The organism is Microcoleus sp. SVA1B4, from assembly GCF_036700545.1.
Taxonomy (GTDB): domain Bacteria; phylum Cyanobacteriota; class Cyanobacteriia; order Cyanobacteriales; family Microcoleaceae; genus Microcoleus.
This window is the reverse complement of the sequence record NZ_JAUBPB010000030.1, coordinates 26543-49836: the sequence shown is the minus strand read 5'-3', so window position 1 is coordinate 49836 and position 23294 is coordinate 26543. Positions and strand designations below refer to the sequence as shown.

Here is a 23294-nt window from a genome sequence, read left to right as displayed (position 1 = left end):
GAGAAACCGGGTTTTTTCCGAGTTTTTGGGTTTTAGTTAGGTATTGTCGCAAAAACCCGGTTTCTTGAGGTCTTTCGTGGGGTGGATTTCGGCATCTATCAAACCTGGAGATCCCCCTAGCCCCCCTTAAGAAGGGGGGAACCGGAAGCGTTCTCAAAGTCCCCCTTCTTAAGGGGGATTTAGGGGGATCGGGCCTCGAAGTAAAACGAGATTTACATGGATTACAATCTTAAGTGTAAGCCTCCATTGGTAAACAAGAACAGACAAAATTACGATCGCCAAACGCATTATCTATTCTACCCACCGCCGGCCAAAACTTATGTTCGCGAGTCCAAGAGGTTGGATAAGCCGCTTGCGATCGAGTATAAGGACGATTCCACTCATCAACCATCAGAGATTCTGCGGTGTGCGGCGCATTTTTTAACACATTATTTTGCGGGTCAACATTACCTTTTTCAATCTCCGCAATTTCCGCTCGAATTGCAATCATTGCATCGCAAAAACGGTCTAATTCCTGCTTGGATTCGCTTTCCGTCGGTTCCACCATTACCGTACCAGCGACCGGCCAAGAAACCGTCGGCGCGTGATAGCCGTAATCCATCAACCGTTTAGCGATATCTTCGACTTCAATAGTCGCAGATTTTTTGAGCGATCGCAAATCCAGAATGCACTCGTGCGCCACTAAACCAGCTTTCCCTTTGTACAAAACCGGATAATAAGATTCTAACCGTTTTGCCATGTAATTAGCATTAAGAATTGCTACTTTTGTCGCCTCAGTTAAACCCACTCCTCCCATCATCCGAATGTACATCCAAGAAATAGGCAAAATGCTAGCACTTCCCCAAGGCGCGGCGGAAACAGCACCAACTGATATTTGTTGACTGTTAACTGTTGACTGTTGACTGTTAAGAATAGAATGACTGGGCAAAAATTCTACTAAATGAGACATTACCCCAATCGGCCCCATTCCCGGCCCGCCGCCACCGTGAGGAATACAGAAAGTTTTGTGCAAATTCAAGTGGCAAACATCAGCACCAAAATCACCGGGGCGGCACAAACCAACTTGAGCATTCATATTCGCGCCGTCCATATAAACTTGTCCGCCGCAGTTGTGAACTATCTCGCAAATCTCTTTAATTTCTTCCTCAAAAACGCCGTGCGTTGATGGATAGGTCACCATCAAAGCCGCCAGTTCATTTTTGTGCTTTTCGGCTTTTTTATGTAAATCTGCAACATCAATATTACCCTGGGAATCGCACTCGACAGCTACTACTTTCATCCCCGCCATCACGGCGCTAGCCGGATTTGTACCATGGGCTGACTGGGGAATTAAACAGATATTTCGGTGAGATTCGCCTCGGTGTTCGTGGTATTGGCGAATAACTAACAAGCCCGCGTATTCGCCCTGAGAACCAGCGTTTGGCTGCAAAGAAATTCCCGCAAAACCGGTGATTTCTGCCAGCCACTGTTCTAGTTGCACGAACATCATTTGATAGCCGCGAGTTTGATCGCGGGGTGCAAAGGGATGTATCTTGCCAAATTCCGCCCAAGTCACCGGCATCATCTCTGCTGTTGCATTCAATTTCATTGTGCAAGAACCCAAGGGAATCATCGATGTATTTAGCGATAAATCCTTGGCTTCTAAACGGTGCAAATACCGCAAAAGTTCAGTTTCTGAATGGTAGCTGTTGAAAACTGGGTGGGCGAGATAGCTGCTGGTGCGATCGCAAAAATCTGGTAAGGTCAAATAGGAATTCAATGCGTCTGCATCCAGCGGAATGTTGAGAGCATTCTGCCCGTCTGCCCTGATATAATCTTTATTCTGTGCAAAAATTTCCCACAACTCTTGCACATCTTCAACGCTGACAGTTTCATCTAAAGTGATTCCCACTGTCGAATCATCGAAAACTCGGAGATTAATTTTGCGAACTTTAACAGCTTCTAGAAGTTCTGACAGCGGTTTGTCTCCCAATTCTACCCGCAAAGTATCGAAGAAAGGTTGAGAACCAATTTTGTATCCGAAACTTCTTAAACCGGATGCCAAAAGCGCAGTTAAAGTCCGTACTTTCTCAGCAATGTCTTTCAGTCCAGACGGGCCGTGATAAACAGCATACATACTCGCCATCACTGCCAGCAAAACTTGAGCAGTACAAATATTGCTGGTTGCTTTTTCGCGGCGGATGTGTTGTTCGCGAGTTTGCAAGGCTAAACGTAAAGCAGATTTGCCGTTGGCATCTTTAGAAACGCCGACGATTCGCCCCGGAACTTGCCGTTTAAACTCTTCTCGCGTGGCGAAATAGGCTGCGTGGGGCCCTCCGAATCCCATCGGTACTCCGAAGCGCTGAGTGCTTCCTACGGCTATATCCGCGCCGAATTCGCCGGGGGGTGTGAGTAAGCAAAGGCTCAAAATGTCGGCGGCTACTGTGACTAATGCGCCGACTTCGTGTGCCGATCGAATAAAATCGGTATAGTCGTATATTGCGCCGTCTGTGGCGGGGTATTGCACGAGAGCGCCGAAGATTGTACGATCGAACTCAAAGCTGTGATGGTCGCCGACAATTACCTCAATTCCCAACGGCTTAGCGCGAGTTTGCACCACTTCCACAGTTTGAGGGTGGCAATCTTGGGAAACAAAAAACGCTTTTGCCCCCTTTTTGCTGGCGCCGTAACTCACCGCCATCGCTTCCGCCGCCGCAGTCCCTTCATCCAGCAAAGAAGCGTTGGCAATTTCCAAACCCGTGAGGTCAATTATCATGGTTTGGAAGTTCAGCAAAGCTTCCAATCGCCCTTGAGCAATTTCGGCTTGGTAGGGAGTGTAAGCTGTATACCAGCCGGGATTTTCTAGGATATTCCGCTGAATGACGGGGGGAGTTATGCAGTCGTGATATCCAGTGCCGATGTACGATCGAAATACCTGATTTTTTGCAGCAATTTCTTTCAATTCTGCCAAAGCGCTGTACTCGCTTTGCGCTGCGGGAAGTTGTAAGGGTTGAGAAATGCGAATCGCCGCTGGAACCGTTTTGTCAATCAACTCATCGAGGCTGGAAATGCCCAAAACATTGAGCATTTGCTGGATTTCGCTGGGTGTCGGGCCAATGTGCCGGCCCGCAAAACCATTGATGGGGGAAAGGTTTTGCTGCTGGTTGGGTTCAAGTTGAGGGCTGTAGAGTACCAAGGCGGATTCTCCTGAATAGACTTTTGCTTCTTTGTTTGTAACATTTTGCTAAGAAAACCAGGAAGATTTTCTGCGTCTATCCAAGTCCGAGAGTCCGATAGTCCGATAGTCCGACAGTCCGACAGTCCGACAGTCCGACAGTCCGACAGTCCGACAGTCCGACAGTCCGACAGTCCGACAGTCCGACAGGGGTTGAAACCCCTGTCTCATAGCTAAAGTCGTCTGAAGACGACTGTAGATTAAGGTCGATGGTTGAAACCGCTGTCGATAGTCAAACGAAGTCTGCCTTAGCGGACAAGCGAGATAAAGGGGGTATTTAAGCCGGATTTGGTATCAGTCGTCTTTAGACGACTTGTGCTATTAGCCAGGGGTTTCAACCCCTGGCGGATTGTGGAATTATCAACGAGCCCTATGCCCTATGCCCCATGCCCTATGCCCTATTCCCCTTCGACCATTTTGCGATACTCCGGGGCCGAGAAAGCGTCGTCTGCTTCGCTGGTGTTGTCTACGCGCACTTTCAGCAGCCACCCAGCGCCATAGGGGTCTTCCGCCAAATTTTCGGGAGCCTCTATAATGTCATCATTGCGTTCTACGACGATACCGGTAACTGGTGCTTTCAAGTCTTCAACCGCTTTCACTGACTCGACTGTACCGAAAGCTTCGCCCTTTTCCAACCCAGCACCGACTTCTGGTAAATCTAGAAACACGATATCGCCGAGTTGGTCAACTGCAAAGGCACTAATGCCGATGGTGGCAATTTCGCCTTCGAGTCGGATGTATTCGTGGGTGTCTAAGTATTTCAAGTCATCGGGGTATTTTAGTGCCATGTCTTTTCTCGCAATAAACCAAGTATCAAGTAAATCTTAGTGAACTATGGGCATTTAGTGATGGCTAACGGGAACAAAAAAAATATTAAACGCTTGCTTTTTGGAGAATTTTCTGTCAAACGACTGATGCGATCTATAATTTTTATTTACGCATTTCTGTGTTTATACGGTTTCTTTTTTTCAGAACGACTAATTTTTCAACCTCCGCCATCTAGCCAGAGTGATACCAGGGAATTTATCAAAGTTAGCTCAGCTAATGGCGTGAAAATTTCTGCTGTTCATTTTCCTAACCCGCAAGCTAAATATACCATACTTTACAGTCACGGGAATGCCGAAGACTTGGGCGGCATTTTGTGGCTACTCAGAGAGATTCGAGATAGCGGGTTTGCTGTGTTTGCCTATGATTATCAAGGTTACGGCACGAGTCAGGGAAATCCTTCTGAGTATAATACTTATCGTGATATTGATGCTGCTTACAATTATTTAACCCAACAGTTGGGAATACCTGCAAACCAAATTATTCTTTATGGCCGTTCTGTGGGCGGTGGGCCGGCAATTGATTTGGCTTCGCGACAAAAAGTCGGCGGTTTGGTGGTGGAAAGTTCCTTTGTTTCGGCTTTTCGGGTGTTGACGCGGATTCCGATTTTACCCTTTGACAAGTTTGTGAATATTGATAAAATTGGCAAAGTTCGATCGCCTGTTTTGGTGATTCATGGTAAGGCTGATGAGGTGGTGCATTTTTGGCATGGAGAACAGTTGTTTGCAGTGGCCAACGAGCCGAAATTAAATTTTTGGGTTGATGGGGCAGGTCATAATGATTTGATGGATGTGGCGGGCGATCGCTATGCTGCAACTTTGCGAAAATTTGCTAAGCTAGTAGATGAATCTTCTTGACCAATATGAGCAACGGGCTAGAAGCCCGTTCCACAAGAACTCAATCAGTCCTGGACGCACTCCTACTAAAGAAACCGGGTTTTTTACCGAATCTGCGGTCTACAACGAACTATTTTCGTAAAAAAACCCGGTTTCTGGACCCAGGAGGTAAGTCCTGAATTAAGGCTTACCTACTTAATCTAACTAGGGCGGTTTTGCGATTTATAAAATGGTTTTTTCACCACACTAGCCGGATAGTTTTTCCCGCGAATCTCGATTTCTAATTGCTGACCGATTTTCGCTAATTTTGCGGGAACAAATGCGAGGGCTACTGCCCGATTCAATGTAGGCGATAATGTACCGCTAGTAACTTCTCCTACTGTTTCGCCTTCAAATATTACCGGATAGCCGTGGCGCGCAATGTGCCGCCCCTGCATTTCTAGCCCTACCAACCGCTTTGATACTCCACTCGCTTTCTGCTGTTCCAAAACCTCGCGACCAATAAAATCGCCTTTGGTGTCGAGGTGAACAACCCAACCCAATCCAGCCTCTAAAGGCGTGATATTGTCGTCGATATCTTGACCGTAAAGAGCCATTGCTGCTTCTAAACGCAAGGTATCTCTCGCACCCAAACCGCACGGTACAACGCCAGCAGCTAACAATTTTTGCCACAGTTCTTTTCCTACTTCGGCATCCACCATGATTTCAAACCCATCTTCGCCGGTGTAACCTGTTCGGGCGATAAAACTAGGCTGTCCCAACAGATTTGTTTCTAAGTGACCAAATGCCTTAATTGGTGCGAGGTTGTCTTCTACAAAAGGCTGGAGATAGTTAACAGCTTCTGGCCCTTGAATGGCAATTAAAACTTTATCTTCTGAAATGTCTGTAAAACAGAGTTCGCTCAATTCTAAGTGAGTGGTGATCCATGTTTTGTCTGCGATCCGAGTGGCGGCGTTGACAATGATTACTGCACGTTCTTCGTTAGTGATAGGGTCTGGTTCTTGGCAGTAGAAAATAATGTCGTCTAAGATGCAGCCTTTGGCATTTAGCAAGACTGTATATTGAGCTTGACCGGGTTGCAGGCGGCTCAAGTCTGAGGGTACTAAGGGTTGAAATTTTTCTATTACTTGTTTCCCTGTCAAACAGAATTTTCCCATGTGGGAAATGTCGAACATTCCTGCTTGCTGGCGCACTGCTTGGTGTTCGCTGCTGATGCCTGCGTACTGTACTGCCATCTCCCACCCGGAAAAGGGCACCATTCGGGCTTTGAGTTCTAATGATAGGTCGTACAGAGGCGATCGGGCAAGTTGGCTCGGACTCTCTGGATTGTTGGGTTCAGTTGACTTTGCCACAGGTAGCGCTTTGGTTGCGGGTAGACTGTTTTGATTTTACGGGAAAATTGGTTTTCGCGGTGTGCGGCCCGATCGAATTTAAGGACACGGCTATGCTGTTTCGGTACAAGTCGCGATCGAATTTAAGGACACGCCAATACTGTTTAGGTACAAGTCGCGATCGCATTTAAGCACGCGCTGGTAAGGTTTTGGTACAAATTAGGACACAGCAGTGCCGTTTCCCTACTCTAATGTTTATGGAGAATAGCGGGCTCGAACCGCTGACCCCTACAATGCCATTGTAGTGCTCTACCAACTGAGCTAATTCCCCTTTCTTTTCGCGCTCTCAATCATGCCTTAACTGACCAATATTTGTCAAGCTTTTTGGGGAAATTAGTTTTGAGCCTTCGGCTGGCAAGGCTTTCGGCTTTTTTTTCACAAAACTCTCCTCGCTTCTGGACAACGGTCAATCGCCTACTATCATTTAGTAAGTGTGTTGGGATATTTCGGTTAAATGGCTCAAACAAGACCCCATGAGGAAGTAGACGACTAGCAGGGCGGCGGCTGATACCGCAACTAGAGTGCCGGCTAGCATTAGTGAAAATTCCCGTTGCGCGATCGCCTCTTGCATCAAGTGCAAAGACCAGGCAACGAGGGCAACGTCAATTATTAAAATAGGAACCAGCATAAGTTACGATTTGTAACAGCTCACCTATTGTAACAAAACTTTTGGTTAAGTGCAGATAAGCTCACCTGTATTTAACTTTTGCTGTAAAACCCGGAGGGAGCAGCGGAAAGCGAGTGAGAAAAAATTATAGCTTTTGGTGATAATTACAATATGCAAAGTTAATGAGAGCTAGCTCAGCTTTAGGGGGCGGTTGTGCGATCGAAGCGGGCGATTCGCGGACTTTTTTGAGGGGGTAGGGTGCGTTAGCGAAGCCCGCCCCTACGGGGGCTACGCCAACGAAGAGGCTCGGCCTTTGAGTATAACTGATTTGATAGCAGAAGGTCTGAGCCTCTGTTGCACTTGGATGCTGTAAAATTAACTTGATTAACCTGCTTGAAAAGATGACAAATCGCTCTACTCGCGCCCTTTTTCACAGCAAAACACTCAACACTGCTTTGCGTGCTTTTAGCTTTCCGCAAGATATGGAAGTGCGCCACCAAAAATTGGGAACCTGGATTGCTGCACTTAAAACGGGTACGTTAGACGAAGTTAAAGAAGTTTCGCTGCACGGCAGTTTTATTAATGATATTTTTCAGGATATTTTGGGATATTGCTCGGTAATTCAAGGTGCGGGGAAAGCTTGGGAAATTAACGCCGAACAAACGATATCTGATGGTGGCGGTTCTGCTGACGGGGCGATCGGCTTTTTTACTGCTGCTGGCAATCCTAAAGGCACAGCCGTGTCCCTGCAAGGTAAAGTGATTGCTCCGATCGAACTCAAGGGAGCGAAAAATGATTTAGACCGTCCGGCATCCGGGCGATCGGAATCAGCAGTTGACCAAGGTTGGCGCTACGCTAATTATACACCCGATTGTCGCTGGATTATTGTCTCGAATTATCGAGAGTTGCGACTTTATCATACCAATAAAACTCCCGCTTATTACGAACAATTTTTTCTAACTGACTTGGCGGATATTGCAGCTTTTAAGCGGTTTTACTTTCTGCTGTGTCGCCGCAATTTTTTGCCTCCCAACCAAGCTCAAACAGGTTCTGTTATTGACAGACTGTTAAAAGACTCTGACGAAGCTCAAGAGGAAATTACCAATAAATTATATCAAGAGTACAAAGCAATTCGACTCGCTCTCGTCAAACATTTTCGCTTTTCTGGGCCGCAGGATATCCCCAACCGCGATCGCGTACTCATCGAAAAAGCTCAAAAGACTTTAGACCGCGTTTTATTCATTGCTTTTTGTGAAGATAAAGGGTTGCTGCCGCCAAAAACACTCAGCAACGCTCACGACCACCAAGACCAATACAATCCTAGATTAATTTGGGAAAATTATCAATCTGTATTTCGCTGGGTTGATGTGGGAAATGATGACCCTCCTGTACCGGGATACAACGGCGGTTTATTTAAATTCGATCCGGTTTTAGACGCACAATTGACTGTGCCAAATCCCTTATGCAGTCTGCTTAATAAGCTGACCAGATTTGATTTTGATACCGAAGTTTCCGTCGATATTTTGGGGCATATTTTCGAGCAGTCTGTTACAGATTTGGAAGAATTAAATGCTGAAACTACCGGACAGGAATACAATCAGAAAAAAGGCAAGCGAAAAACTCAAGGTGTGTTTTACACGCCAGCTTTTATTACTCAGTATATTGTCGAGGTTTCTCTCGGTGGCTATTTGCAGCGGCGAGAGCAAGAATTGCGCGATTTATTCCTAATTGGCGAAGTTGCTGAAGTGTCGGTGCAGCCACCAAAGAAAACTGCAATTAAGTTTTGGAAAGCGTATCGAGACGAGGTGCTGCAAAAAACGCGCGTCATCGATCCGGCGTGCGGTTCGGGTGCTTTTTTGATTGCGGCTTTTGATTATTTGATGCAGCAGTACGAAAGAGTCGATCGCGAATTGAATGCTTTGGGGTATAAGCCAAAAAACGGCAACTCGCTGGAATTTGACCGAAGCATTTTAAGTAACAACCTGTACGGCGTAGATTTGCTGCCGGAATCGGCGGAAATTACCAAGCTTTCGCTGTGGTTGAAAACAGCGGAACCGGGTAAAACGCTGACTTATTTGGATGATAACATTAAAGCTGGAAACTCGATCGTCGCTGACAGTAAAGTAGCAGATACAGCGTTTGATTGGAAAGCTGAATTTCCCCTGATTTTTGCTGAGGGCGGTTTTGATGTTGTCCTTGGCAATCCGCCTTACGTGCGACAGGAGTTGCTATCTCCCATTAAACCATACTTGCAAGCCAATTATGAATCATATAACGGCGTAGCAGACCTTTATACTTATTTTTATGAACTCGGGTTAAACATTCTAAAACCGGGGGGAGTGCTTTCGTATATTGTCACAAATAAATGGCTGAGGTCTGGATACGGCGAACCTCTACGCAAGTTCTTTGCCAGTCAAGGTTTACTAGAGCAAATTATTGATTTCGGACACGCACCAATTTTTGAGGATGCTGATACTTTTCCCTGTATTGTCGCAGTCAGAAAACCTAACGCTTCTCTATGTATCTCTGAAACTGAAATCGAGATTGAGCAAGGTAAATCTGAACCTAATTCGCCTGTGATTGTTTGTCCGGTTCCGCGCGAGTATCTTGCTAATATCAACCTTACACAATACGTTCAACAACACGGCTATCAAATTTCGCGAGATCGTTTCACTGCAACTGCTTGGAGTCTGGAACCTCTTGCTGTTGATGAGTTGATGCAGAAAATAAAACAAGTGGGAGTTCCGCTAAAAGATTTTGCAGGCGTTAAGCCTTTATATGGCATAAAAACAGGATTTAACGAAGCTTTTTTAATTGATGAAGCTACTAAAAATAGTCTCGTTCAAGCCGACCCTAAATCCGCTGAAATTATCAAGCCTTATTTACGAGGTCAAGATATTAAACGATGGAGTCCAGAGTGGGCAAATCTTTGGATTATTTTGCTGAAATCTAGCAGCGATAGTGTATGGCCGTGGAGTAAAGCAAACGATAAAGCAGAGGAAGTATTTGCACAAACTTTTCCATCGGTATATAAGTATATGAAGCCGATGCAAGAAAAACTGTCTAAGCGTTCCGACCAAGGGCGTTACTGGTGGGAACTGCGTAGCTGTGCTTACTATAACGTTTTTCAAGAACCAAAAATTATCACTCAAGATTTGGCTACTTATTCTTGGTTTTGCATCCTCGATCAAGAGGTATACCCAGTGAATACTTGCTATCTATGGCCAACAGGAAATTTTTATATGCTTGGGTGGCTGTGTTCGCCAATAACTTGGTGGATTTGTCACCACACTTTGCAAAAAGGAATTAATGACACACTGCGAATGTTTAGAGAACAGGTAGAAACTTTACCCATCGCACCACCAACTGACTCAATTCGTGCCGAAGTCGAATTAATTGTCAGCCGTTTAATTGAAATCGCCAAAACTAATCAAGAAACTCACCGAGATGTCTTGCACTGGCTGGAAATCACTTATTTAATTGATAAAGTCGGACAAAAACTCGAAGATTTTTCTGCCCTTTCCTTTGCAGAGTTTGTAGCAGAAATCAGAAAGCGAATGCCGAAAACTAAATCCTCCGATCCTCTCGGCGTTGCTGGACTAAAAGCAGTCCGCGAAACTTATAATGAATATGCACCGGCCATTCAATCTCGCAAAGCTGAGGCGTTGAGACTCGAACACCGTTTATCCGATTTAGTTAATCAAGCTTACGGATTGACACCAGAAGAAATAGATTTGATGTGGAAAACAGCGCCGCCGCGAATGCCGATCGCCAGACAGATTTGATATAATATTTAGAGCAGTGTTTATCGTCTTTAGCAATGTTGGGATCACAATTTTTGCGCGGCAAATTCTGCAATTTGTGCAGAATTTAAAGATGCTCTCAGCGATGTAATCCCCTGTTATCCGCTCTTGCTCCCCCCCTTAGCAAGGGGGGGCTGGGGGGGGTAAAACACCTAATACTCTCAGCGGTTTAATCCCCTGTTATCCGCTCTTGCTCCCCCCCTTAGCAAGGGGGGGCTGGGGGGGGTAAAACACCTAATGCTCTCAGCGATTTAATCCCATCTACAATCACATCTAGCACCCCATCCAAATTATGATAAACATCATCATTTGTAAACCTCAAAAAATTAATTCTTGCTGATTCAATAAATTCTTGCCTTTCCGCATCATATTCTACAGCACCTTCTTGAAAATGACTATCACCGTCAACTTCTAGTGCTAGCTTGATTTCCGGCGAGTAGAAATCTATCACAAATTCTGCTACGCTGTACTGTCTGCGAAATTTACAATTCTCAAGCTGTCTGTTTTTGATTCTGTCCCAGAGACGTTTTTCAGCTTTTGTCATTTCTCTGCGGAGCCGCTGTCGCTTGAGTTTTTCTGAGGTTTTGTTGTAAAGTTTTGTCATTTTTTTATTTGGGTTTTTTCGTTGCTTGCTTGGCTTTTCTTACCCCCCCCAGCCCCCCCTTGCTAAGGGGGGGAGTAAGAGGGGTTTTTTCGTTGTTGCTTGGCTTTTTAACCCCCCCCAGCCCCCCCCTTGGTAAGGGGGGGAGCAAGAGGGGTTTTTTCGTTGTTGCTTGGCTTTTTAACCCCCCCCAGCCCCCCCTTGGTAAGGGGGGGAGCAAGAGGGTTTTTTCGTTGTTGCTTGGCTTTTTTTACCCCCGTTGCTAATACCAATTTTTAAAAAAAATGCAACAGTATTCTTGTTCCCCCCCTTAGCAAGGGGGGGCTAGGGGGGGTCGAAGAGTGTTGCACGATTTTAGAGAAATGGTATAAGTCCGGTAGATGCAAAAAAGGGGCAACTCGCGTCGCCCCTCATCTATTTAACCAATTGGAAAATTACACTTCCACAGCAATCTTTTGTTCCGAAGCCTCCGGCGAATTCGCTTCACTCGGCGGCACAACTTGCCAGAACTTAGGCAAATATTCCGACCAATTTGCTAAAATCTTTTCAGCTTTCTTGCTACCTGTTCGATCGCACTGAGCCTCAATCAACTCCTTCAACTGCGCCTCCCCAGCGGCCGTACAAACCCGCTGCATCTTCACAATCTCCCCGTTGACGTGAGCCGGGAAAGTCCCATCTTCATCGAGGAAATAAGCCAAACCGCCAGTCATTCCAGCGCCGACATTCCGGCCGACTTTTCCTAACACGACGATCGCGCCACCAGTCATGTACTCGCAGCAGTGATCGCCCGCACCTTCAATGACTGCTTTCGCCATCGAGTTACGCACCGCAAACCGTTCGCCAGCTTTACCCGCAGCCAACAGAGTTCCCCCCGTCGCACCGTACAAACAAGTGTTACCGACGATCGCATTTTCGGAAGCATCATAAGTCGCACCAGCCGGAGGTGCGATCGCGATTTCGCCACCGTGCATCCCTTTACCAACGTAGTCGTTAGCTTGGCCTGACAGTACCAGCGTCATCCCCGGCAAATTGAACGCGCCGAAGCTTTGGCCCGCGCTACCAGTGAAGTTGAGGGTGATGTGACCGCTAAAGCCCGTGTTACCGTGTTGCTGTGCGATCGCACCTGCCAAACGTGCGCCTACAGTGCGATCGGTATTCACCAATTTTACATTCTTGCTAACAGTGCCGTGATTGGCGATCGCACTTTGAATCTCAGCATCCGCCAGCAAATCGTCATCTAACACAGGCCCGTTGGTGTGTACGTCGCCGTGGATCAAGAAAGATCGATCGCTCTTAGTATCCGGTAACTTAGTCAAACAATCCAAATTAATTGCTTGGGTTTTAGTTAGTTGCACGCCCTCGCGCATTTTCAACAAATCCGCGCGGCCGATGATATCTGCGATCGACTTATAACCCAATTTCGCCAGCAAACTCCGCACTTCTTGTGCTACGAAATAGAAGAAATTAACAACGTGTTCCGGTGTACCGGGGAACCGTTTCCGCAAGTGTTCTTGTTGAGTTGTCACCCCCACCGGACAACTATTCATGTGGCAAACGCGAGCCATAATACAGCCTTCGGCAATCATTGCCACGGTGCCAAACCCGTACTCTTCGCCGCCCATCAAAGCGCCTACAATCACGTCCCAGCCGCTTTTAAAGCCACCGTCAACGCGCAGTAAAACTCGATCGCGCAATTTATTTTCCATCAGCACCCGGTGAACTTCGGTCAAACCGAGTTCCCACGGAGAACCTGCGTGCTTAATCGAACTCAGTGGCGAAGCACCGGTGCCGCCATCGTGGCCGGAAATTTGAATCACATCAGCATTTGCCTTGGCGACACCAGCGGCTACAGTCCCGATACCGACTTCCGAAACCAACTTCACCGAAACTCCCGCTTTCTGATTGATTTGGTGCAAGTCAAAAATCAACTGTGCCAAATCCTCGATCGAATAAATATCGTGGTGAGGAGGAGGCGAAATCAGCGTGACACCCGGTTTCGATCGGCGCAAATAAGCAATGTACTCGCTCACTTTCGGCCCCGGCAATTGACCGCCTTCACCCGGTTTCGCACCTTGTGCGATTTTAATTTCGATTTGTTGGGCGTTCATCAGGTACTCAGGAGTCACCCCGAAGCGTCCCGAAGCTACCTGTTTGATGGATGAAGAAGCTGTATCGCCGTTTTGCAAACCCTTTAAGTGAGGTAGCGTTTGTGAGAAACCGGCCGCGCTCACATCGTTTAGCACTTTGTAGCGCACCGGGTCTTCGCCGCCCTCGCCGGAGTTGGATTTGCCGCCGATGCGGTTCATCGCAATCGCTAGGGTTTCGTGGGCTTCCGGGGACAAAGCGCCCAGAGACATTCCGCCGGTGGCGAACCGCTTGACAATATCTGCTACAGATTCTACTTCTTCGATCGCAATGGAAGGACGATCGCTCTGGAAATCCAGCAAATCCCGTAAAGCCGTTACCGGGCGATTTTCGAGCTGTTGCTTGTAAACCTCGTAGTGATCGTAAGCCGTTTCCGAATTTTTGGAACCAATTGGTTCCATTTTTGCTTGGGCCCCGTTGCCATTACTGTTAGTCTGAGCCTTAAAAGTAGTCACAGCCTTGTGCAAAGCCTTCGCCATTTCCGGGCTGTTCATGTGATATTCACCGCCCCGGCGGTACTGCACAAAGCCGTAATTTTCCAGCTTTTTGAGGTGCAATTCTGGGAAAGCCTGACTGTGGAAAGACATTACCTCGTTAGCCAGTTCCGCCACACTCAAACCGCCGATGCGGGAAACAGTGCCTTTGAAACCCAAATCTAGCAAATCACCACCAATGCCGATCGCCTCAAAGATTTGCGCCCCCTGATAGCTAGCCAGCAGCGAAATCCCCATTTTCGACAGAATCTTCAGCAGCCCATTTTCCACCGCTGTGCGGTATCTAGCTTGAGCCTGTGTCACGGTAATATTGGGAACTTTGCCGTGCTGCATCAAATTTTGAGTCTTGCTGTCAGACCACCAGGCGCGCACGCTTTCCAAGGCTAGGTAAGGACAAATAGCGATCGCACCGTAACCGATCAAACAAGCAAAGTGGTGAGTGCTCCAACATTGGGCGGTATCTACAACTAGGGAAGTTTGCATCCGCAGGCCGACGCTAATTAAGTGGTGGTGAACCGCACCAACTGCCAGGAAGGGCGGAATATAAGTGCATTCTGCACTCAATCCCACAGAAGATTCGCCTTCTTCCTTCGATGGTCGATCGCTCAAAATCAGAATCCTCGCACCCTCGCGCACCGAAGCAGCCGCCTCTTGACAAAGTTCCTCGACTGCGCTTTTGAGACCTCCTGGCCCGGCCGCAATTTTGTAAAGCGTTGACAATTCGGTTGCTGTGAAAGACTTTTGCTCTTTCAAGAAAGACAGTTCAGCGTCGTTGAGTACGGGGGAATCAATTTTTAGCAGCTTGGCATTTTCCGGCACTGCTTGCAGCAAATTGCCCCGCAGACCCATATTCATCGTCAGCGACATCACCATCCCCTCGCGCAGGGGGTCGATCGGCGGATTTGTCACTTGAGCGAACCGCTGTTTGAAATAGTTGTACAGCAACTGAGGCTTTTCTGACAATACAGCTAAGGGAGCGTCGTCGCCCATGCAGAAAGTCGGTTCCTTCCCAGAGCTCGCCATCTCGACAATCACCATGTCCAAATCTTCTGCTGTGTAGCCAAAAGCAGTTTGGGTTGCTAACAGCGTTTGCGAGTCGAGGGTTGCTGTTTCCGCAAAAGGCTGCGGTTGCAAGATTTCGCGGTTTTGTTGCAGCCATTCGCCGTAGGGGTGCCGCTTAGCAATGCGCTGCTTGAGTTGCCAATTTTTGAGAATTTCCTTGGTTTGCAGGTCAACTGCAATCATTTGTCCGGGCCCCAAACGGCCTTTTTCGACAATATCTGCTTCGGGAATATCGACAACTCCGGCTTCGGAAGCGACAATTACCAAACCGTCTTTAGTAATGCAGTAGCGGGCCGGCCGCAAACCGTTGCGATCGAGCGTAGCACCTACTTGTTTGCCGTCGCTGAACACGAGCAGTGCGGGGCCGTCCCAAGGTTCTTGAATGCCGCTGTAATACTCGTAAAAATCGACAATTTCTGGATAGGGAGCCAAATCCGGCTGATTTTTGTAGGCTTCGGGTACCAGAATTGTCAGGGATTCTAGGGGCGTGCGGCCGGAGTGCACCAACAATTCCATCACGTTGTCCAAGTTGGCCGAATCGCTGCTTTCGGGATTGACAATTGGGTTGAACGTGTCGATATCAGCTTGAGTCCAATTCGGGTGAGCTAAATTCGCTTGCCGCGCCTTCATCCAGGTAATATTGCCCAACAGCGTGTTAATTTCCCCGTTGTGTCCCAGCAAGCGCATGGGCTGGGCTAAGTGCCAGCGGGGCATGGTGTTGGTGCTGAAGCGTCGGTGATAGACGGCAAAGGAGCTTTTATAAGCGGGATTTTTCAGATCTGGGTAAAATTCTGCCAGTACGGCCGATCGCACCATGCCTTTATAGACGATCGTGCGACAGGAGAAAGAGCAAGTATAAAAGTCTCGGCGGGTGAAGTTGGGGCGATTTGACAGCGCGTGTCCGATGGTGCGGCGCGCCAAAAATAGATGTTTGTCGAGTTCGTCTCCGGCTAAGTGCGGTGAACTGACAATTACTTGTTCGATTTGAGGTTGATTTTCTAGCGCTTGCTCGCCCAAAACCGATGGTACAATGGGAACTTTGCGCCATCCCAAAAGTTTCAGTCCGCGATCGGTCAGAACTTGCTCAACCACCTGCCGCGCTATAGTCGCTTGAAATTTATCTTGAGACAGAAACAGCATTCCCACGCCACAGTTTTCTCGTGGGGGAGGCACAATTCCCTGTTCGGCGAACCAAGTATCCAGCAATTCCCAAGGAATCGCGGTCATCAAACCCGCACCGTCGCCGGAATCTGAGTCGGCGCTGCAACCGCCGCGATGTTCCAGACAAGTTAAAGCTGGCAGCGCTTTTTCAATAATCGAGTGCGTAGCTTCGCCGCTTTGGTTGGCAATAAACCCCACACCGCAGGCATCTCTTTCTTCCACTAACCAGCTTTGGCCGGCGAATGGAGTTCCTCGCTCAGTTTGATGCACGTTTCTGTTTGGATCGATCGTGTTACCCATGTTGATTGAATGTTATTTCCGTGATTGTGTGGTGGATGTGTTTTTATAGCTCGGAGAGAGAAGGCTGCCGAGCGGTGGGAGCCTAGTAAACTTTAAAACAGCACATTGGAAGCTGATTTGATAAAAATTTACGTCGATGCTGCCTGTACTTAGGACTGAAACCCTGTTTGGAGATTTTAAATTATCTCGCTCGCATCGCTTCGGAGATGTCTCCTAGAATACGCTGCTGTTAAAAAGCAGTGATTCTTTGGGAAATCGCCGCCCTGCAATCTAGATACATTGCAGGCGATTCCCTACGGGATAGCTGCGCTTCACGAGTTTTTTGGGTGTTTTTTTCCTGAGTCCGCAAGGGTAGCCTTGCAGCGAACACAGGTAGATAGTAACTTTAGCGTTATTTTGCCTGCTGCGCTGTGGAGTTGCTTAAGTCAGCGCCTGCAGACACAAAAGCCACCTGCCCGCTCAGTCGGTAGGTGCAATGTAGCAGCGCGGTTCACAACTGGTGAAACCTGTCTTATTGTGAAGTCAACTCTCAAGCCGCGAACATCAAGTTTATCAAAAAATTGATAAAATTTCACCCATTACACTCAGAGTTTGGGCGCAAGTCTTGTCAGCGATGTCCAGAACCCAGGCTAAGATGCCTAGCCGAAAAAGGTTGACCGTTTTCCCTAAGCCTATTTTGTATTTTTTTACCCACAAACTTTTTTGACACTCTCATGTCTAAAGACGCGCTTGATTCTTGATTCGTTGAGGCGATTTGCTGATGCCGGATTTCTAACCGCAACCGTGTCGAAATTAAATACTTTTTCCAAGTATTCAATTTCGACACGGAACTAATACCAAAACACCTCGTTAATTGACTTAGCTATGCCAGGATTTTTTTTCACTACAACAGTTCTCAATCTTGGTGAGGTATGCCCTAGGCTCTATGCCCACGGAGGCCTATGCTCGCTTATCAAGCGTGCACCTCATGTTACTGAGAAAGGCTATATATTTTTCATCCTATTAATTAGCGTCTTAACTTCCTCTTCAATAATTAACTGCTGTCATTCAATCAGCGTTAGCCTCCTTCATTTTCTACTTAGTATCAAAGCCCTTATCAACATTTCTTGCCTCAAATATTAAGTCTTGTTTTTTAAATGGTATTTTCATAATTTGAGCTACAAAGTAGATTACACTAAATATAGTTAATCAATAGCACGGCCGATAGAGCGAAAATAGTAGATAGTAACTCTAAAAAGCTTCAGGCTTGACAGAAGCAGTAGGAATAGGTAGGTATGGCTAGCATAACAAATATTTTGCGAGGATATCAGATTAACGAGCAAATATACGCAGGCAATCGAACTCTAGTTTATCGTGGTCGTCGCTCTTGCGATCGGCAGCCCGTAGTAATCAAACTGCTGCGAAATGACTTTCCCCGCTTCCACGAACTCGTTCACTTCCGCAATCAGTTTGTCATTACTAAAAACTTAGAGATCCCCGGCACTGTCAAGGCATACAGCCTGGAGACATACCATAACCACTATGCTCTGGTGATGGAAGACTTTGGCGGAATTTCCTTAAATAGCTACCTCGCTAGTCTAGTGTTCGCCAGCAAGGAACCTCTGGAAGGGTTGCCTATTAACGAGTTTCTTCCCATTGCCATTCAAATTGCCAACTCGCTGGATGGACTTTATCGCCACCACGTCATCCATAAAGACCTCAAACCTGCCAATATTTTAATTAACCCTGCCAGCAAACAAGTTAAGCTGATTGACTTCAGCATCGCTTCGCTGTTGCCGCGCCAAACCCAAGAAATTCAAAATCCCAATCTCCTGGAAGGCACTTTACCTTACATATCTCCCGAACAAACTGGGCGAATGAACCGAGGCATTGACTACCGCACGGATTTCTACTCTCTGGGAGTTACATTCTACGAACTGCTGACGAGACAGTTGCCTTTCCAAAGCGAAGATCCGATAGAGTTAGTACACTGTCACCTTGCCAAGCAGCCTATCCCACTCCATAACCTTAACAAAAGCGTTCCAGTGGTGCTGTCTGAAATTGTTAGCAAACTGATGGCGAAGAATGCTGAAGATAGGTATCAAAGTGCGATCGGACTCAAGTTTGATTTGGAAACTTGTTTGTACCAGTGGCAAGAAACTGGAGAAATCGCCTCTTTTAAGCTAGGGCAGCGAGATTTGTGCGATCGCTTCATCATTCCCGAAAAATTATATGGTAGAGAGAACGAAGTATTCTCCCTACTAGCAGCCTTCGATCGCGTCAGTGCAGGAAGCGCGGAAATGATGCTGGTGGCTGGCTTCTCAGGCATTGGCAAAACCGCCGTCGTCAACGAAGTTCACAAACCGATTGTCGCAGCGAGAGGCTACTTCATCAAAGGCAAATTCGACCAATTTGGACGCAGCCAACCATTCTCAGCTTTTGTACAAGCTTTTCGCGATTTAATGAAGCAATTGCTGAGCGAAACAGATGCGAAAGTTGAACAGTGGAAGACTCAAATTCTGACAGCGTTGGGCGAGAATGCTCAGGTAATAGTTGAGGTAATTCCCGAACTAGAACGGATTATCGGAGAGCAACCACCCGCACCAGAACTTTCGGGCAGTGCTGCCCAAAATCGCTTCAATCGGTTATTAGAGAACTTCATTCAACTCTTCACAACCAAAGAACATCCCCTCGTCATCTTCTTAGATGACTTGCAATGGGCCGACTCAGCGTCATTAAAGTTGATTCAACTTTTGACGAGCGATCGCTCACGGCGCTATCTTTTGTTAATTGGAGCGTATCGAGATAACGAAGTCAGTCCCGTACACCCTTTGGTGTTGACATTATCCGACATTCAACAAACCGGAGCCACAGTCAACACCATTACCCTCGCGCCGCTCGATCGCTCGGAGTTGAATTTTCTGATTGCCGATACCTTAGTTTGTTCTAGAGCATTGGCTCTGCCTTTGACAGAACTCGTTTATCAGAAAACCCAAGGCAATCCCTTTTTTAGCACACAATTCCTCAAATCTTTGCAGGAAGATGGGATAATTGAATTTAATTTTGAAGCTCGGTATTGGCAGTGCGATATCGCTAGAGTGCGAACATTGGCACTAACGGATGATGTAGTAGAATTCATGGCAGTTCAGTTGCGAAAGTTGCCAATCAGGACACAGGAAGTTTTAAAGTTAGCTGCTTGTATTGGCAATCAGTTCGATTTGGCGACGTTAGCAATTGTTGATGAAAATTCGCAAACAGAAACAGCAACCGCTTTGTGGAAAGCATTGCAAGAAGGGTTGATTTTACCAGTTAGCGATGTTTATAAATTTTATCAACAATGTAGTAAAGACTTAGGTGAACCAGCGGGGCGGGAAGACACCGCTGATTTATTAACTAGCAATGAACAATTAGCGAAATACAAGTTTTTGCATGACCGCGTACAACAGGCTGCCTATTCTCTCATTCCCGAAGACCAAAAACGCTCGACCCATTTAAAGATAGGGCAACTGCTGTTTAAGGAAACATCGGAAGTCGAGCGAGAAGAAAGAATTTTTGAAATGGTCAACCACTTGAATATGGCGATTAAGCTGGTTAGCGATCGGGTGGAACGGCAAGAATATGCCCAGTTAAATCTAGTAGCTGGACGAAAAGCAAAAGCCGCAACAGCGTATGCTGCAGCCTTTGAGTGCTTGAGTAACGGAATTGAATTATTAGCAACGGATTGTTGGGACAGCCAGTACCAACTCACCTTAAATCTATACGAGGAAGCAGTTGAAGCGGCATTTCTGAGCGGTGAATTTGAACAAATGGATCGATGGGTGCAAATCGTGTTGCAGCAAGCCCGAACTTCTCTGGATACTGTGAAAGTTTATACAGTGCGAATTCAAAGTTACATCGCTCAGAATAATTTACCCTTAGCAGAACAGACTGCGCTGATTGTTCTCAAACAACTGGGCGTGGAATTTCCCGATAATCCCAGCCCGGAAAAGGTTCAGCAAACCCAGGATGAAACAAAACGCAAGTTCGCCCGCCACACGTTGGAAGAATTGATTAATCTTCCAGAGATGACCGACTCCTATTATCTGGCAGCGCTGCGAATTTTAGGCACGGTTGTGTCGGCTTCTTATCAGTCGGCATCTAAATTATTCCCGCTGATTGTTTGCAAGCCAATAGAACTATCTCTCACTTATGGAAATGCACCTACATCTGCTTTTAGTTATGCTTGGTATGGTTTAATTCATGCAGGAACAGGAGGGGATATTGATATCGGCTATCAATCTGGTGAGGTAGCTTTAGGTCTGCTAGATAATCTGAAAAGCAAAGAGTTAAAAACCAAAACCTACAACCTTGTTTATGGCTATGTCCGGCATTGGAAACGCTATCCTCAAGATTCTTTGCCATTTTTATTAGAAGCCCATCAAATTGCCCTAGAAGCAGGAGAATTAGAATATGCTGCCTATGGACTTTACAATTATACGGCGCTTTCTTTCTCTATGGGCCGAGACTTGGCGGAAATGGAGCGGGAGACAGAAACCTTCGATCGCGCTATTCATCAGATTCGTCAGGGAAACGCACTCAGTTTCGTGAAAATTTTTCGGCAGGCTGTTTTGAACTTGCGAGGCAAAACCGATAACCCCTGCCGTTTGGTTGGGGAAGCTTATGATGAAGACATCATGATACCGCAGCATCAAGCTAATAACGTGCAGTATGCGATTTGCAGCGTTTATCTCAACAAGTTGATTCTCGGTTATTTGTTTGAAAACTATCAACAAGCGCTGGAAAATGCCGTGCTAGCAGAGCAATATTCGGATGCTCTAACCGCAGGGCTTCAGTATTCGCTGATTTATTTCTATGGGTCTCTAACGTACTTAGCGGTGTATGCAGAGGCTGATGCGGAAAAACAAGCTGCACTCCTAGAAAAAGTAGCAGTAAATCAGGCAAAAAGCAAGCGATGGGCGGAGTATGCCCCTATGAATCACTTGCATAAGTTCTATTTGGTCGAGGCAGAGCGATATCGCGTTTTAGGACAGCAAGTTGAGGCGATGGATTTTTACGATCGCGCGATCGCTCTGGCTAAAGAAAACAAATACCTCAATGAAGAAGCTTTGGCAAATGAGCTGGCTGCAAAGTTTTATTTACAATGGGGTAAAGAAAAAATTGCTCAACTTTATCTAATTGATGCCTACTATGCCTACTCTCGTTGGGGAGCTAAAGCGAAGATTGACGACATAGAACAACGCTATTCTCAATTGCTTGCTCCTATTTTGCAACATAATCAAGTTCGTTTGTTCGAGGCGGTGACTACCTCCCATGACACCTCATCTTCTAGCAAAAACCAAACAATTACTGGAAGTACGAGTACCACAGTAATAGATTTACCAACGGTTATCAAAGGTTATCAAGCTTTGTCTAGCGAAATTAAGCTGGAACAATTGCTCACTACCCTGATGGAAGTGGCGATTCAGAATGCAGGGGCTCAAACAGGAGTATTAATTTTGAAAGAAGAGGAGAATTGGAAAATCGCCGTCCACTGTAGCGATCGCCAAGGCTGTCTTCTGCAAGAAACTATTGGGATTGAGGAGAGCCAATCAATTCCGCAGACTGTGATTAATTACGTTAAACGTAGCAATAAAACCCTAGTTTTCGATGATGTCAAGACTGAATTAATATTTAGTTCTGACCCCTATATCAAGCAGCACCAACCTAAGAGCATCCTATGTACTCCGATTATCCATCAAGGCAAAATGATGGCAATCCTGTATTTGGAAAATAATCTGACGACAGGGGCATTCACTGGCGATCGCGTCGCCCTCCTCAACATCCTCTGCTCCCAAGCTGCCATCTCGCTGGAAAACGCCCGCTTGTATCAGCAATCTCAACAACTTTATCAACAATCTCAGGATTATGCCCAAAAACTAGAGCAGTCTATCCAGGATCTCAAACAGATGCAGTTGCAGTTGGTACAGGGTGAAAAGATGTCTGCTTTGGGAAATTTAGTCGCAGGGGTAGCCCACGAAATTAACAATCCCGTAGGCTTTATCGCCGGCAACTTGCAACCTGCTCAAGAATACGTGGGGGATTTATTCAATTTGATTGATTTGTATCAAGAAAAATTTCCTAATCCGGGAGGAGAAATTGAAGCAGAAATTGAAGATATGGACTTGGAGTATTTGCGAGAAGATTTGCCAAAATTGATTGGTTCAATGCAGGAGGGAGTCGAGCGCATCCGCAATATCAGTACGAGTCTGAGAACGTTTTCCAGGGCAGATAGCGATCGACCAGTTTTTTGCAATATTCATGATGGACTTGAAAGCACTCTGCTAATTCTCAAGCACCGTTTAAAAGCGAGCGAGTTCCGCCCTGCCATTGAAGTTGTGAAAGAGTATGGTAACTTGCCCCTAGTGAAATGCTTTCCCGGACAGTTGAACCAGGTATTTATGAATGTGCTGGCTAATGCTATTGACGCTCTGGAGGAGTCAAATAAGGGGCGGAGTTTTACTGAAATTAAAGCCCTACCTAATCAAATCACGGTTCAAACTGCTCTGAGCGAAGACAACAATCAGGTTTTGATTCACATTAAGGATAATGGAGTGGGGATGTCAGCCGAAGTCAAGGAAAACATCTTTAACCACTTATTTACAACCAAGGCTGTGGGTCAAGGAACCGGATTAGGATTGTCTATAGCATACCAAATTGTTGTGGAAAAACATGGAGGTACGTTACTCGTGAATTCTTCTCTTGGGCAGGGTTCGGAGTTTGTGATTTCTATTCCGGGGTGAGCAGTTTGTAGTAGGGCTTGAGGGTAATTAGCCCCGTTTAGTAAAAAGAAACATACGGATTTTCCGGGTTTCTAAATCCCCATGCGTTTAGAAGTGA

10 protein-coding genes and 1 tRNA gene are annotated in these 23294 nt (G+C 46.5%); 4 read left to right on the top strand and 7 right to left on the bottom strand.

Annotated features, from left to right (window positions below):
* Positions 1-229: 229 nt before the first annotated feature.
* A complete protein-coding gene (gcvP, locus tag QT987_RS15590) occupies positions 230-3175 on the bottom strand; it encodes an aminomethyl-transferring glycine dehydrogenase (protein ID WP_333241538.1) in 2946 nt (981 codons plus the stop codon).
* A gap of 437 nt (positions 3176-3612) precedes the next feature.
* A complete protein-coding gene (gene gcvH, locus QT987_RS15585) occupies positions 3613-4002 on the bottom strand; it encodes a glycine cleavage system protein GcvH (protein ID WP_333241536.1) in 390 nt (129 codons plus the stop codon).
* Positions 4003-4062: 60 nt separating this feature from the next.
* Between gcvH and QT987_RS15580 the strand changes: the two genes are divergently transcribed.
* Entirely contained in the window at positions 4063-4896 is an 834-nt protein-coding gene (locus QT987_RS15580) for an alpha/beta hydrolase (RefSeq protein ID WP_333241534.1), read from the top strand.
* Between the two features lie 179 nt (positions 4897-5075).
* Here QT987_RS15580 and gcvT read toward each other — a convergent pair whose 3' ends face one another.
* The gene (gene gcvT, locus QT987_RS15575; protein WP_333241532.1) at positions 5076-6227 is read right to left on the bottom strand and encodes a glycine cleavage system aminomethyltransferase GcvT; all 1152 of its coding nucleotides are present in this window, start codon (positions 6225-6227) and stop codon (positions 5076-5078) included.
* Here gcvT and QT987_RS15570 point away from each other — a divergent pair.
* Complete coding sequence (locus QT987_RS15570) at positions 6152-6397, top strand: hypothetical protein (RefSeq protein WP_333241575.1); 246 nt, start codon at positions 6152-6154, stop codon at positions 6395-6397. The genes gcvT and QT987_RS15570 overlap by 76 nt on opposite strands.
* Positions 6398-6464: 67 nt before the next feature.
* Here the strand turns inward: QT987_RS15570 and QT987_RS15565 are convergent.
* Positions 6465-6537: transfer RNA gene (locus QT987_RS15565), tRNA-Ala, on the bottom strand.
* Between the two features lie 153 nt (positions 6538-6690).
* A complete protein-coding gene (locus QT987_RS15560) occupies positions 6691-6894 on the bottom strand; it encodes a hypothetical protein (protein ID WP_333085722.1) in 204 nt (67 codons plus the stop codon).
* 380 nt (positions 6895-7274) lie between these two features.
* On the opposite strand from QT987_RS15560, the gene QT987_RS15555 reads away from it, so the two are divergent.
* On the top strand, positions 7275-10658 hold the full coding sequence (locus tag QT987_RS15555; protein ID WP_333241530.1) for an Eco57I restriction-modification methylase domain-containing protein: 3384 nt from the start codon (positions 7275-7277) through the stop codon (positions 10656-10658).
* Between the two features lie 220 nt (positions 10659-10878).
* Here the strand turns inward: QT987_RS15555 and QT987_RS15550 are convergent, their stop codons facing one another.
* Both QT987_RS15550 and QT987_RS15545 read right to left on the bottom strand, forming a co-directional pair.
* On the bottom strand, positions 10879-11280 hold the full coding sequence (locus QT987_RS15550) for an endonuclease domain-containing protein (protein ID WP_333241528.1): 402 nt from the start codon (positions 11278-11280) through the stop codon (positions 10879-10881).
* 431 nt (positions 11281-11711) lie between these two features.
* Positions 11712-16439 (bottom strand): glutamate synthase-related protein, encoded by a 4728-nt coding sequence (locus QT987_RS15545; RefSeq protein WP_333241526.1) that lies wholly within the window; start codon positions 16437-16439, stop codon positions 11712-11714.
* Between the two features lie 1274 nt (positions 16440-17713).
* Between QT987_RS15545 and QT987_RS15540 the strand changes: the two genes are divergently transcribed.
* Entirely contained in the window at positions 17714-23197 is a 5484-nt protein-coding gene (locus QT987_RS15540) for an AAA family ATPase (protein ID WP_333241524.1), read from the top strand.
* The last annotated feature ends 97 nt before the right edge of the window (positions 23198-23294 follow it).